The organism is Moritella marina ATCC 15381 (assembly GCF_008931805.1).
In the GTDB taxonomy this organism is placed as follows: Bacteria; Pseudomonadota; Gammaproteobacteria; order Enterobacterales; family Moritellaceae; genus Moritella; species Moritella marina.
This window is the reverse complement of the sequence record NZ_CP044399.1, coordinates 3,825,456-3,840,143: the sequence shown is the minus strand read 5'-3', so window position 1 is coordinate 3,840,143 and position 14,688 is coordinate 3,825,456. Positions and strand designations below refer to the sequence as shown.

General features: G+C 41.6%; 13 protein-coding genes. 7 read left to right on the top strand and 6 right to left on the bottom strand.

All coding sequences use genetic code 11. The features are described 5' to 3' along the window. Positions 1 to 92: 92 nt before the first annotated feature. Positions 93 to 2,408 carry a permease gene (locus FR932_RS17265; RefSeq protein WP_019441250.1) on the top strand — a complete coding sequence of 772 codons (2,316 nt, stop codon included), beginning with the start codon at positions 93 to 95 and terminating at the stop codon, positions 2,406 to 2,408. On the opposite strand, the gene FR932_RS17260 is transcribed toward FR932_RS17265, so the two are convergent. Next, the gene (locus tag FR932_RS17260) at positions 2,405 to 2,599 is read right to left on the bottom strand and encodes a hypothetical protein (protein ID WP_019441249.1); all 195 of its coding nucleotides are present in this window, start codon (positions 2,597 to 2,599) and stop codon (positions 2,405 to 2,407) included. The two genes, FR932_RS17265 and FR932_RS17260, sit on opposite strands and share 4 nt — an antisense overlap. 210 nt (positions 2,600 to 2,809) lie before the next feature. Between FR932_RS17260 and FR932_RS17255 the strand changes: the two genes are divergently transcribed. Continuing rightward, positions 2,810 to 3,424, top strand: coding sequence for a PilZ domain-containing protein (locus FR932_RS17255; RefSeq protein ID WP_019441248.1), 615 nt, complete (start codon positions 2,810 to 2,812; stop codon positions 3,422 to 3,424). 72 nt (positions 3,425 to 3,496) lie between these two features. On the opposite strand, the gene FR932_RS17250 is transcribed toward FR932_RS17255, so the two are convergent. Then, positions 3,497 to 4,633, bottom strand: a complete 1,137-nt coding sequence (locus FR932_RS17250) for a DUF5666 domain-containing protein (protein WP_019441247.1) — start codon at positions 4,631 to 4,633, stop codon at positions 3,497 to 3,499. Positions 4,634 to 4,717: 84 nt separating this feature from the next. On the opposite strand from FR932_RS17250, the gene FR932_RS21510 reads away from it, so the two are divergent. Continuing rightward, complete coding sequence (locus tag FR932_RS21510) at positions 4,718 to 4,894, top strand: response regulator transcription factor (RefSeq protein ID WP_019441246.1); 177 nt, start codon at positions 4,718 to 4,720, stop codon at positions 4,892 to 4,894. Between the two features lie 95 nt (positions 4,895 to 4,989). On the opposite strand, the gene glnG is transcribed toward FR932_RS21510, so the two are convergent. The 4 genes from glnG to glnA form a co-directional block, all read right to left on the bottom strand. After that, entirely contained in the window at positions 4,990 to 6,405 is a 1,416-nt protein-coding gene (gene glnG, locus FR932_RS17245; protein WP_019441245.1) for a nitrogen regulation protein NR(I), read from the bottom strand. Positions 6,406 to 6,416: 11 nt separating this feature from the next. Next, positions 6,417 to 7,469, bottom strand: coding sequence for a nitrogen regulation protein NR(II) (gene glnL / locus FR932_RS17240; protein ID WP_019441244.1), 1,053 nt, complete (start codon positions 7,467 to 7,469; stop codon positions 6,417 to 6,419). 102 nt (positions 7,470 to 7,571) lie between these two features. Then, on the bottom strand, positions 7,572 to 8,093 hold the full coding sequence (locus tag FR932_RS17235) for a DUF4124 domain-containing protein (protein WP_019441243.1): 522 nt from the start codon (positions 8,091 to 8,093) through the stop codon (positions 7,572 to 7,574). A gap of 121 nt (positions 8,094 to 8,214) precedes the next feature. Further along, positions 8,215 to 9,624 carry a glutamate--ammonia ligase gene (gene glnA, locus FR932_RS17230; RefSeq protein WP_019441242.1) on the bottom strand — a complete coding sequence of 470 codons (1,410 nt, stop codon included), beginning with the start codon at positions 9,622 to 9,624 and terminating at the stop codon, positions 8,215 to 8,217. Between the two features lie 519 nt (positions 9,625 to 10,143). Between glnA and typA the strand changes: the two genes are divergently transcribed. The 4 genes from typA to dtd all read left to right on the top strand — a co-directional run bounded on the left by typA (position 10,144) and on the right by dtd (position 14,673). Then, complete coding sequence (gene typA, locus FR932_RS17225) at positions 10,144 to 11,961, top strand: translational GTPase TypA (RefSeq protein ID WP_019441241.1); 1,818 nt, start codon at positions 10,144 to 10,146, stop codon at positions 11,959 to 11,961. Between the two features lie 107 nt (positions 11,962 to 12,068). Next, positions 12,069 to 13,061, top strand: coding sequence for a virulence factor BrkB family protein (locus FR932_RS17220; protein WP_019441240.1), 993 nt, complete (start codon positions 12,069 to 12,071; stop codon positions 13,059 to 13,061). A 138-nt stretch (positions 13,062 to 13,199) separates the two neighbouring features. Further along, positions 13,200 to 14,174: a prolyl aminopeptidase gene (gene pip / locus FR932_RS17215; RefSeq protein WP_019441239.1), complete on the top strand. Its 975-nt coding sequence runs from the start codon at positions 13,200 to 13,202 to the stop codon at positions 14,172 to 14,174. 61 nt (positions 14,175 to 14,235) lie between these two features. Beyond that, positions 14,236 to 14,673 (top strand): D-aminoacyl-tRNA deacylase, encoded by a 438-nt coding sequence (gene dtd, locus FR932_RS17210; protein ID WP_019441238.1) that lies wholly within the window; start codon positions 14,236 to 14,238, stop codon positions 14,671 to 14,673. The last annotated feature ends 15 nt before the right edge of the window (positions 14,674 to 14,688 follow it).

Here is a 14,688-nt window from a genome sequence, read left to right as displayed (position 1 = left end):
AGAATTGTTATAACATAACAATTCTAACTGGCGTCAGCTACAAATGTTATGTTATATTATAACGCTTGTTTACTGACCCTCGTGTTTATACCATGTCTTTATTGTTATTTCTGAGCATTGCAACGCTCTTCCTTGGCCCATATTTATGTAGATTCGTCGGCTCTAAATCCGATCGTTTTGCTTTCTTTGATAGCTTTATCTTTGTTTCTATTGGCGGTTTGGTCTTATTCCATATCTTGCCTGAGTTACTGGAAAGTGGCGGTATTGCCGTGCTTGGCTTAATGCTAGTTGGCTTGTTTGGTCCTGGTATTGTCGAAAAAATATTCCATAAAATTGCCAAGCAAACCCATTCGCTTACCTTAATACTAGGTGTGTTAGGGTTAGTTTTACATGCGATCACCGATGGTGGTGCACTGGCGATTGAAGATGATCAGACGGCTTATTTATTAGCAATTGGTGTGGTGCTGCATCGTTTCCCTGTTGGTTTGACCGTATGGTGGTTGTTACGCCCACATTATGGCAGAGCGTTACCTTTGGCTGTATTAACGGCAATGTCAGTGGCAACGGCTGCTGGTGCTTGGTTGGGCGGTGAACTGATTGCGCACGATAGCGGTAATTGGTTGATCTGGTTCCAAGCGTTAGTCATGGGCTCTATCTTACATGTGGTATTTCACCAGCCTTACAAACAAGAACACGGTAAAGAAACGCAACGTGATAAATTTGCCGCAGGTACGGGTAGTTTAATTGGCGCCATGTGTTTACTTGCTGTGTTACTGCCGCATTGGTTAGGTTATGCACCGCATAACCACGGACCCGCTGAAAAATCGACAGTAGTCGCGGCCACTTCATTAGAGCATGACGACCATGCAGGACATGACCATGCAGGACATGATGACCATGCTGGTCACGATGACCATGTAGGACACGATGACCACGTAGTACATGATGACCACGTAGTACATGATGACCACGCAGGTCACGATGACCATGCAGGTCACGATGATCATGTAGGACACGATGACCACATAGGACATGATGACCACGCAGGTCACGATGACCATGCAGGTCACGATGACCATGCAGGACATGATGACCACGCAGGTCACGATGACCATGCAGGTCACGATGATCATGTAGGACATGATGACCACGTAGGTCACGATGACCATGCAGGACATGATGAACATGTAGGACATGATGACCATGCAGGACATGATGACCATGCAGGACATGATGACCACGTAGGTCACGATGACCATGCAGGACATGATGATCATGTAGGACATGATGACCATGCAGGACATGACGACCATGTAGGACACGATGATGATCACGCAGGACATGCACATGGCAGTGAAACAGCGGAAACCTTATTGCGCTTCGTGAGCTTATCGTTACATGCTGCGCCAGCGTTATTATTCGCTTATCTTTTAACTTGGTTAATTAATTTTATTAAACCTGCATTCAACATGGTTGGGCAATTACGCAGTACGGGCTCAGTTGCCGGTGCATTGAAAGGCACATTAATTGGTTTGCCATTGCCGATTTGCATACCTGATGCATCAGGCATGTATAAGCAATTAATTAAAGCTGGTTGTGGTTCTGCATTAGCGGTTTCATTTTTAGTTGCGTCACCTGTGATAGGCTTTGATGCGTTACTTATTTCATTGCCTTTGTTAGGCGTTGAATGGGTTGGTATACGTTTAGTGATGGCGATAATATTAGCGGTGACGTTAGGCCTGTTGATTGGAACACTATTCAAAAAGCATGATTTGAATAGTGATACTTGCGCGACGACCGAAGAATTAGAGGCATCAACGTCACGTCTTAAACGTGCTTTTGAGCATGGTTTTTCACACCTTATTGATCATACCGCACCTTGGGTATTGTTTGGTTTGATTGCGGCAGCAACATTTACGCCAACCATCGGCTGGGAATTCTTACAGCAAGAACCTTGGTTACAGGTTGTATTAGCTATTCTGATTGCCTTGCCGTTCCACTTCTGTGCGACAGGTATTACGCCAGTGTTGGCTATCATGCTGGTTGCGGGTGTATCACCTGGTGCCGTGGTGGCCTTTAGTTTAGTTGGACCAACATTGAACCTTGATTTATATCGCTTTATTAAGGATAACCAAGGTAAGCGTATTGCCATGGCTGTCGTGACTGCGATAGTCACTGTCGCGCTATTACTGGGCTTAGGCATTATGTATTGGGTACCTGAGTTACCGAAACCTTGGTTAACGTTGGCACCGCATTGGCAAGATGACTGGTGGCGTTATGCAAGTTTAGCGATAGTGACAGTGTTATTTGCGATTAGTATTTTACGTCGCGGTGCTCGTAGCTTTATGTTGGAGTTATTACCGCATAGCTTTAGAAATGCGAAACCACATCACCATCATCACCATTAAACGGTGATATCAATCTTACCGCTATGGGCGTCACGTCGTTTACTGACTCGACGTTCGTAGCGAGGATTATGTTTTAATAGACGTTGCCGCCGCTCATTGCTGTGACGCTGTTCCATGATAAATTCACCTTCAACTTCTATTGTGTCAATGACATCGATGTCTTCATTTATATTGTCTATATTTGCTTCCATGCAGGCCTACCTGTGATTTTATAGAAATAACTCTCTGTTAATACATGATTTTATGTATAAACCTCAAGCTTATTTGTTTTACATTTGCAAGGTCAAATCTGATCTGGTTTACTAAGATTAGTATACTTATACATAAATTAGGTATTCATTACAGATGAATTTTGGATACGAGCAGAAGGGCAAGCATGCTAAATCAGGGACGGTTATTTCATGCCAAAAAAAGTTAGCGATATACTAAGCCAAGACGAGCTTAATTTATTACAGGAAGTCATCGATAACCAAGTAGAACATGGCAGCAATGATATTTCCATGTCTGATATATCGAAACAACTGCTTAATGTCTTAGCACAATCGAGTGATATTATGCTTGTGGCCCAGCGTGAGCAAGAGGAGTATCGTTTCCCGCTTTATTTACTTGATGATGAACTAAAGGAATTAGGTCAGCCAGATATTATTGATCATAAAGGTGGCGGTGGTCGTTATTGGCGTTTTTCAGCACCGAAAGGACTGAAGATTTTCGATCATAAAGGTGATGTGCTATTAGGTGTTGTCAGTAATATTTCCACCTCGGGGTTATTCATGCAGTGTAGTGCGCTGCAATTTACATCGTCAGGAATTAATCTTACAGAAGGGGCTAATCTCCGCTTTTATCTGAAGATCCCGCAGCGTGGTTTCCACTTAGTGGATGCAACGGTGGTCAGGGTTGAAATTGAGAAGAATAATATTAAAGGACTAGCGTTAAAATTTAATATTAACGATGAACTAACGTTAATATTACATGATTATATTATTGAACAGCACGATTCTTTGTATGATTTAGAGTAGTCGTTAACGGGCTTAGGCGGCTGTTAACGACTACTCGCGGCATTAATGATGAGATACCGTAATTACTTTATCTTAGTCATTGATCTCGATTTCACGAGCGACGAAATCACCATTAATGATCACGCCTTCCACTTCAACATCGATGCCATCAACAAAATTAACTTGATTAAATTCGTCGTAAACCGTTTTAGCATCTGTTTGTATTACCTGAGGTGTTTGGCCATTCATTTTAAATGATGTCACTATGCCTGCTGTTCGTGTTACATCACTCACGATACCGTCGAACTCAAATTCAAACAGCTCCCAGTCATCATTATCTTGTTCATCAAACTCAATTTCTGTTGCTAAGCGGTTATCGCCTTGCTTAACGGAATCAACTTCAACCATTTGCCCTGCTGTTAAGTTATTGAGGTTACCGTCATCAAATTTAGTTTGGTTGTTTATCAAGAAACGACCTCGAGAGTTTAATTCAAAGCTCGTTTTGTCGTTGGCAACCCAAGTAATGATACCTTCCACTTCACTGTCATCACCTAAATCCTCATAATCTTCTACGTCAATTTCAGTCGCGTCGAATATATTATTATTGTATGTACCTTTGACTTCAACCCACTGACCATTTCTGAGCGTGTCGTTATCATCAATGACAGCATTGCTATAATCGACTGCGATCGTATTTGCGAGTTGAAAGTGAGTGCCTGTTAAGGCTGAAATTAGTCCTTCAATTTCAGCCTGACCGATTAAGTTAACATCATCAAATTCAACGACTGAAAGTACGGTATAACCGCCATCAGCAGCTGGAAGAGAAGACACCATTACCCAGTCTCCATTATCAATATCATCAGATAGCTCAGGGAAAGTGAGTACAACACCATTAATTGTAAAGGTATTTGCAGTATGGTTTACGTTACTTACAACACCGACAATGGTTGGATTTAACCTAACTTGAGTACCATCTTGGTCACTTGTCATTATATTAACGGACATGTTTTTCTGCAGCTGATTTAGCGCCAGCAGAGTACCGTTATAAGCAATGATATCAGCATTGTAGCGATGACCATTAACGGTTATCTCATTGGTATCTACATCGATTAACTCAATCGTGCCTGCTACACCTTGTGGCGTTGGCTCAGAGCCGGATGGGTTGCTATCATCACTATTACAAGCCATTAACGATGCTGAAATAGCGGTAGCTAAAAATAATTTTTTCATGGTTTACCTACTCAATTGTCGGGTGATTTCAATATTTGAGCGCATAATATAAGTAACGATGTGAAGTGTTCGTGAAGGCGTTATATGAAAGTATTAATTGTTGATGATAATTATAATATAGCAGAGACTATCGCTGATTACTTAGGCTTAGCAGGCATCACGGTAGACTTTTCTTATAACGGCAAAGCGTTATTGAGTTACTTGGATGGGCGGATATGTGAACGGATGCAGTGGTTGACGATGATGGCATATTTCGGGTGACGATTGATTTTTCTTTAGATACATCATCATCAGTTCATGTACTGATGACAAGATTGGCTGATGATGATGTGGAGTAACAATATGACTAATGCGTATTAATTAATATCCAGTTCTTTTAATTTTCGCGTCAGAGTATTACGACCCCAGCCTAATAGTTTTGCTGCATCTTGCTTATGCCCTTGGGTATATTCTAATGCTGTTTGCAGCATAATACGTTCAAAATCGGGCATGGCCTCTGCAAGAATATCGCTTTGTCCTGATGCTAATTGTTGCGCTGTCCAGGTCTTTAATTGACTACGCCAATCGCCAAACTCTGCGCCATTGTTATTTGATTTTACGGGCTGTTCATTGGTGATCTCGGGTGGCAAATCATCAATGAAAATTTCTTGGCCACTGGCCATTACTGTTAACCAACGGCAAATATTTTCAAGTTGACGCACATTACCAGACCAATGATGATTGGCTAAGTAAGTTTGGGCTTCCTTGCTGAGAATCTTGGTCTCGACGCTTAATTCTTTACCCGCTCTAATTAAAAAATGATTGGCTAATTTAGGGATATCTTCACGACGCTCATTCAGAGAAGGGATGTGAATTCGGATCACGTTTAAGCGATGAAATAAATCTTCACGGAAACTACCATCAGCGACTTTTTGTTCTAAGTTCTGATGGGTTGCGGCAATGATACGCACATCAACACTCACTGGTGAATGGCCACCGACACGATAAAACTGGCCATCGGATAGTACCCGTAATAGCCGAGTTTGAATATCGATCGGCATATCACCAATCTCATCTAAAAATAGGGTGCCGCCATTAGCTTGTTCAAATCGCCCATTACGGACGTTTGCGGCACCGGTAAAAGCCCCTTTTTCATGACCAAACAATTCTGATTCAATTAAGTCTTTTGGGATGGCAGCCATATTCAAGGCGATAAACTCATTATTTACCCGCGGGCTATGCTTGTGTAATGCCTGGGCGACGAGTTCTTTACCTGTACCTGATTCACCATTAATCAATACACTGATTGATGAACGAGATAAGCGTCCAATCGCACGGAAGACTTCCTGCATGGCAGGCGCTTCGCCAATCATTTCAGTCACGGGAGCAACTTTATTATTCCTTCGACGATGCTTTGACTGTTCCCTGGCATGGGTGACTGCACGTATCGCTAAAGAGACTGCTTCATCGATATCAAATGGCTTTGGTAAGTATTCGAATGCACCAGCCTGATATGCGTTCACAGCGCTATCGAGATCGGAATGAGCGGTCATGATAATGATCGGTAGATCTGGGTGGATAGTGTGGATTTTATCCATCAACTCTAACCCCGTCATTTCCGGCATACGAATGTCAGAAATAATAATATCGGGTTGTTCGAATTCTAATTTACTTAATAAAGCCTGTGGTTCTGCAAATGCAAGGGTATTAAACGCTTCAGATTTTAGTGCTTTATCAAGTACCCAGCGGATAGAACTATCGTCATCGACAATCCAAACTGTTGCTGTTGTCATAGTTTAATCCTTTATTTTCTTAATGGCAGATAGATGGCAAATTCGGTGTGTCCTGGCCAGCTATTACATTCAATTTTACCTTTATGCTGTTTCACGAGGTTTTGTGCAATAGATAGACCAAGACCGGTGCCACCTTGTCTAGCGGTGACCATCGGATAGAATAAGGTGTCTCTGATATGTTCAGGGATACCTGGGCCATTATCAATGATCTTAATTTCAGCGCTCAGGCGATATTTCTGTCCTTGAATATTCACTTGATGCGCCGTTCGAGTAATAATTTTGATACTACCGGATTGTTTTAGAATTTGAATTGCATTACTAATAATATTCAGTAGTGCTTGTTGTAATAAATCCGGCTCCATCTCAAAATCAGGGATCGAAGGGTCGTAATCGCGTTCGATAGTAATGCCTAGCGGTAAATCAAATTCGACGAGTTGTTTTACTTTTTCAATGACAGAGTGAATGTTTAAAATAGTTTGCTTACCGGGTTTCTGTGGCCCTAATAAACGGTCTACGAGTGCACGTAAACGATCAGCTTGTTCAATGATAATGCCGGTGAACTCTTTTAACTCTGCTGTTGGCAGTTCTTTTTCTAGTAATTGCGCTGCGCCACGTAAGCCACCTAGCGGGTTTTTAATCTCGTGTGCTAAGCCACGCACTAGTTCTTGCGCCGCTTGCTGTTGTACGTGCTGATAAAGCTCTTGGCTGATTTTTTTTTGTAAATCGATTTGCCTTGCTTCAATCAAAATACAGGTATCAGCACCAAAGTTAGTTAGCGTTGCCGATATTTCCACTAATAGTTGGCGATCATCAATCACCAAGGACACTTCATTATCGGTAAAGCCTTGACCTGTTTTAATCGTGCTTGCCAGTAATGACAAGTCGAGCGTTGTGTATTCAATAACATCGGTTATTTTCATGTCTTTTACACGGCTAGCACTTGATCCCAATAACTGTTCGCCTGCTGGATTGAGATATTTTATATGCAGATCATTATCGAGCACGAAAACCGAAGAAACTAAATTGTTGAGCAATGATTGCTGTGTTTCGGGGATCATGATCATGGTATTTCCTTATCAGGATTACTGTTTTTATCGCTCTGCACCATTTTGGTGCTACTACTGAAATACTACTGCACAGCGTGACGAAATTAAAGCTGCTATGCGTTAATTAGCTTTAAAACGATGTAAATAAACAGTAATTAGTTCAGATGATGCAATTACCTTGCCTAAGTTGTTAATTACTTGTAACTGTAATTTATGTGTGCCAATAGGAATATGATTGATAGTAAATTGGCTATCAACTTGCTCGCTATGGATCTGACCATCAATTAATAAGCGAATATTTAAACCGTAGTTCAGCGTTTGGCTGAGTGCTGCTGATACGACAATCTCACCATTATTACTGCGTAAGGTTTGTTGATCGGTAGGACTGTTGATACTTATAGTCATGGGCGTTAAAGGCGTATCTGGCATGGTCGGTGCTGCCGTACTTGCTTCAGGTGTGCGTGACTGAGTTAGTGAACCTATCGACGGCGGTGTGAGTTTGACGTTAATTTTGGTGGCTGATTCAGGTTTACTTTCGTCATCCGAAAAGTGGGTAACGCCTTGTTCATCAGTCCATTGATAAATAGCGGCGACACTGGTGTAGCTTGTGAGTAATAATATTAATAATATAACGTGCTGCATAACGACATCCTGTCTATTGCTTCTTATTTATATGGTTATTCTCACCTAGTTACATAAAATTAACAAATGAAAAACCCGCTAAATAGCGGGTTTTATTAGATTAATTTGTATTAATAACAAATTATACGCTGTAGTACATTTCAAACTCAACTGGGTGAGTTGTCATGTTTAGTCTTTCAACTTCTTCAGCTTTAAGCTCAATGTATGCATCGATAGTATCGTGTGCCATAACATCGCCAGCAATTAAGAATTCACGATCTGTATCTAGTGCAGATAGCGCTTCTTCTAGTGATGCTGCAACTTGTGGGATCTCAGCTGCTTCTTCTGGAGGCAGGTCATATAGATCTTTATCCATTGCATCACCTGGGTGAATACGGTTTTTAATACCGTCGATACCTGCCATTAACATTGCTGAGAATGCAAGGTATGGGTTTGCCGCTGGATCTGGGAAACGTACTTCAATACGTGTCGCTTTTGCTGACGGTACGATTGGGATACGGATAGATGCTGAACGGTTACGTGCTGAGTAAGCAAGCATTACCGGTGCTTCAAAACCAGGAACTAGACGTTTGTACGAGTTAGTTGCAGGGTTAGCAAATGCGTTAATTGCTTTAGCATGTTTGATGATGCCACCGATGTAATAAAGTGCCGTTTCAGATAGACCGCCATACTGATCACCAGCAAAAATGTTTTCGCCATTTTTCTGTAGTGATTGGTGACAATGCATACCTGAACCGTTATCGCCAACTAATGGCTTCGGCATGAATGTTGCTGTTTTGCCGTAAGCGTGCGCAACATTATGGATAACGTATTTAGTGATTTGCACTTCATCAGCTTTTTCAACGATAGAGTTGAATAGTGCTGCGATTTCATTTTGACCTGCTGTTGCTACTTCATGGTGATGTGCTTCAACTGTTAAGCCCATTTCTTCCATTACTAAGCACATAGCGCTACGGATGTCTTGTGCTGAGTCAACTGGTGATACTGGGAAGTAACCACCTTTAACGCCTGGACGGTGACCCATGTTGCCGCCTTCGTACTCTTTATCAGAGTTCCAAGAAGCTTCTTCAGCGTCAATTTTGTACATACTACCTGACATGTCAGTTTTGTACTTAACATCATCAAATAGGAAAAATTCAGGTTCTGGACCGAAGAATACGTCATCTGCGATACCAGTTGAACGTAAGTATGCAAGCGCACGTTTAGCAACTGAACGTGGGTCACGGCTATAACCTTGCATTGTTGCAGGTTCTAGTACGTCACAACGTAGATTCAGTGTTGTTGCTTCTGTGAACGGGTCAAGTACAGCGGTTGCCGGATCTGGCATTAGCACCATATCTGATTCGTCGATGCCTTTCCAACCTTGAATAGATGAACCATCAAACATTTTGCCTTCTTCAAAGAAGCCAGCATTAATTTGATGATGTGGTAGAGAAACGTGCTGCTCTTTACCTTTAGTATCTGTAAAACGTAAATCTACAAATTTAACGTCTTGTTCTTTAATTAGAGCTAATACGCTTTCTGCTGACATAATAAAATAACCTCCGGTGTCATCAATATGATGGCTTCATTTAAAGTTGTTGACTGTAAACAATCATAAACTAAATAATGCCATATATGTGCCAACTATTTAAGTTGTTGATTTAAATGTTTTAATGTACATGTCCTCGCGTGCTCCGATCGGCATGTGCACTATCTCTGTGCGCATGACGCACCGCTTTGGTGCACTACACTGGTGAGCATTCAAGTTGTACATTCGTTCTTACTCTGTTCGATATTATGGTTTATTTTCAACGATTACCAGTAAAATCGTGTTCAAATAGTTTTGATAAATTACAGGATATATCAGCACCACAGATTCGTTTCTGAACACACTAAAAAGTATTTATTTTTGTGTGCTAAAGCCCCGTTTACTGCCCATCGCACGGTTTTTTAATAAAATAAATTGCAATCATTTTACTCTGTGCCAAAATTTTGCTAGGTAGATCACAGCGAGGCGGTTACAATACCGCCTAATTTTTACCCATATAAAATATATAGAGGCATCACAGTGCTAGATAAACTACGCAACATTGCGATTATCGCTCACGTTGACCACGGTAAAACGACTTTAGTAGACAAGTTATTAGAACAGTCAGGTACTTTAGAGAAACGTGGTGGTAATGAAGAACGTGTAATGGATTCTAACGATCTTGAAAAAGAACGTGGTATTACAATTCTTGCTAAGAATACTGCTATTACATGGAAAGATTACCGTATCAACATCGTAGACACTCCTGGACACGCCGATTTCGGTGGTGAAGTTGAGCGTATTATGTCTATGGTTGATAGTGTTTGCTTAATCGTTGATGCTGTTGATGGTCCTATGCCGCAAACACGCTTCGTAACACAAAAAGCATTTGCACATGGTCTTAAGCCAATTGTTGTTATCAACAAAATCGATAAGCCTGGTTCTCGCCCTGAATGGGTAATGGATCAAATCTTCGATCTATTTGATAATCTAGGCGCAACTGATGAGCAACTAGACTTTAAAGTTGTTTACGCATCAGCACTAAACGGTTGGGCTAACGTTGAGTCTGAAGAAGCGACTGAGAACATGGAACCTTTATTCCAAGCTATCGTTGACGGTGTTTCTCCACCAGAAGGCGATCGTGACGGTACATTCCAAATGCAAATCTCGCAACTTGATCACAACTCATATGTTGGCGTGATCGGTGTTGGTCGTGTAACGCGTGGTTCTGTTAAACCAAATCAACAAGTTAGTGTTGTTTGTGCTGATGGCCATATCCGTAACGGTAAAGTAGGTACTGTACTTGGTTACATGGGGCTTGACCGTCACGAAGTTGAAGAAGCGCAAGCTGGCGATATCATCGCAATCACAGGTCTAGGTCAACTTAAGATTTCTGATACTATCTGTGCGCCTTCTGCTGTTGAAGCACTACCTGCATTGTCTGTTGATGAACCAACAGTAACAATGACTTTCCAAGTGAACAACTCTCCATTCTGTGGTAAAGAAGGTAAGTTTGTTACTTCACGTAACATCCTTGAACGTCTTGAAGCTGAACTTGTTCACAACGTTGCATTACGTGTTGAACAAACTGACGATCCAGATAAATTTAAAGTTTCTGGCCGTGGTGAACTTCACCTAGGTATCTTAATTGAAAACATGCGTCGTGAAGGTTTCGAGCTAGCTGTATCTCGTCCTGAAGTGATCATGATTGAAAAAGATGGCGAAACTCAAGAACCATATGAAACTGTTACTATTGATGTTGAAGAAGCGCATCAAGGTCCAGTAATGGAAAAAATGGGTGTACGTAAAGCTGAACTTACAGATATGGCACCAGATGGTAAAGGCCGTATTCGTATGGACTTCATCGTTCCTAGCCGTGGTCTAATCGGTTTCCAAACTGAATTCATGACTATCACGTCTGGTTCTGGTCTTATGTACCATACATTCCTACAGTATGGTCCACATAAAGGCGGTTCTTTTGCGCTACGTCAAAACGGTGTATTAGTATCTAACGCTATGGGTAAGGCACTAACTTACTCTCTATTCGGTTTACAAGAACGTGGTCGTCTATTCATCGAACACGCTCAAGAAGTTTACGAAGGTCAAATCGTGGGTATTCACTCTCGTTCTAACGACCTTACAGTTAACTGCTTGAAAGGTAAGCAGCTAACTAACGTACGTTCTTCTGGTACTGATGAAGCACAAACGTTAACTACGCCAATCAAAATGACACTAGAGCAAGCTCTAGAGTTCATCGATGATGACGAATTAGTTGAAGTTACACCACAAAGCATTCGTATCCGTAAGCGTTTCCTTACTGAAAACGAACGTAAACGTGCTGGCCGTCCAGCTAAATAATAATAGTTAACCAGATTATGAATTAATAATCTTGGCGCTATTACGAAAAAAGGTGATACTTAGGTATCACCTTTTTTTTTATCTTCAAATTACCAAGGACGGAACCTGTGGTTATTTCACCTTATCGACAATCGTTGGTATTCATTGCTAAAACAAAAACGGTTATCTGGTCATGCCTATTAACTTGTTTTGCTTTCCTATGTTATTTCGGTAAACGTGTCAGTGATGATCGGATCACAGTAAACGCCAGTTCTCTCGCTTATACCACGCTACTTTCTCTGGTCCCTTTAATTACCGTGTTGTTTTCTGTGATGTCTGCGTTCCCTGTTTTTGAAACATGGCAGCAAAGTGTAGAATCTTTTTTATATACCAACTTAGTACCTAATGCGACTGGTGCTGTGCAGGGGCATATCGAAGGCTTTGTTGCCAATACTGGAAAGATGACTTCTATCGGTTCTGGGGCGTTATTTATGGTGGCATTGTTGCTAATTAATACCATTGATAAGCACATTAATCACATTTGGCGCTGTAAAATAGAGCGCAGTTTTTTTTTATCGTTTGCGGTATATTGGCTTATCTTAACGTTTGGGCCGCTGTTCATTGCGATTAGTTTAGGTATTTCGTCGTATTTATTATCGCTGTCATTTGTCACTGATATGACGGAAGTCGCAGAGACTGTTAGCCTGTTAAAACTGATACCTGCTCTACTTGGTACGCTGGGTCTATTTGTGATGTACGTGGTGATCCCACATCGCCATGTACCTATGCGCTATGCGCTTATTGGTGCGTGTATTAGTGCGTTATTATTTGAAGCGATCAAGCGTATTTTTGCGTGGTATTTAGTACAATTTCCTTCTTATGAAGTGATTTATGGCGCATTAGCAACTATACCTATCTTACTAGTTTGGATTTATGTGTGTTGGTTAATTGTGTTGTTGGGCGCTGAAATTACCGCATCCTTAACCGAGTTCACTGAGCAGTTAAAACTCAAAACGCTACAATCGGAAGTCGTACCGGAAATAGAGCCGGAAAAAATGGCACCAAAAATGAAATCAGCAATAGAATCTGAACGCCAACAACAGTCACATAACCAGCAGTGAAAACACCTATCCATGGATGACAGTTCTGACTAAGTAAGGCCATTTAAACCGGCAAACGCGATGAATTGTCGGTGCTGATGTTAGTTCAACTGTCAACATCTGTGTTCTTTGTTACGGGAAAGGGAGGTTGAGAAGACGATGATTGGACTGTACCCTGCCATCCAGCATTATGCTGAACATTATTTACCTGTGAATCCCCAACATTGCCTTTATATCGAGGAAGTGGGGAATCCGGACGGCATACCGCTCATATTTCTTCATGATGGCCCCGGTAAGGGCATTATGGAAGATGACCGACGCTTATTTGACCCAAAGCTATACCGCATTATTTTATTCGACCAACGCGGTTGTGGGGGGTCTAAGCCATATGCCTGTGTTGATGATAATACGACGCAAGACCTGCTGCAGGATATCAATGCGATCCTAACGCTATTGGCTATCCAACGTTGTGTATTATTCGGAGAAGGCTGGGGCGCTACCTTGGCATTATTATACAGTTTGCAATATCGGGATAAGGTGCAGGGATTAATACTACACAGTGTGTTCTTAGCGCGTAATCAGGACTTAGCGTGGCAATTTTCAGCTTCAGGTGGTGCTGCGCAGCTCTTTCCTGAGCATTTTAATCATTTACAGAGCCATGCTAATGGCAATGATTATACGGCGCTACTATCCTCGTATAGCCAGTTGCTCGTCAGTGATAACGATATCGAAAAAATGACAGCAGCAAAAGCGTGGGTGGAATGGCAGGCGCAGATTGGTAATCCCCACCCTGAATTTCGCAGTAAAGTAGATTTGATAGATGCGAATGTGGCGTTAAGTATGTCTAAATTGCAGTGCCATTACTTTTCCCAAAACTGTTTTATTAGCGATAATTATATTTTTAAACATTGTGATTCATTAGCGACAGTGCCGATGATCATGGTGCATGGCCGTTTTGATATTTCTAATCCACTTGGGCCTGCTTATGCGTTATGCCAACGTTTACCAGGCGCACAGTTGTTTATCGTGCCTTATGCAGGACACTTTGATTGTGAACCTGGCATGATAGATGCGTTACGAAAAGCGACCGAACTGATGGCTGAGATCATCGATTATGAGTTTGTCAGTGATTAATTTCGGCCATTTCGGTATTATCAATAACATTAATATTTAATAATGATTATTGAGGCAAGGCATGATTGCATTGATCCAACGTGTACGCAAAGCAGATGTAAGCGTTGAAAATGAAGTGATTGGTAAAATAGAGCAGGGCTTACTGGTATTCCTCGGCGTTGAAAAAGGTGATACTGAAGCCAAAGCAAAACGTTTATGTGAGAAATTACTGGCTTATCGAGTGTTTAGTGATGCCGATGACAAGATGAATTTGAATGTGCAACAAGTTAACGGTGAGTTGTTAGTGGTGTCGCAATTTACCCTTGCTGCGGATACTAATTCTGGCACGCGTCCGAGCTTTTCGACGGCCGCGACGCCTGCTGATGCGAATCATTTGTATGAACATTTTGTTGGGCTATGTCAGCAGAAAGAAATAACGACAGCAACAGGGCGTTTTGCCGCTGATATGCAAGTGTCGTTAGTCAATGATGGACCAGTTACTTTTTGGCTGCAGGTGTAAATAGCAGACCATGAG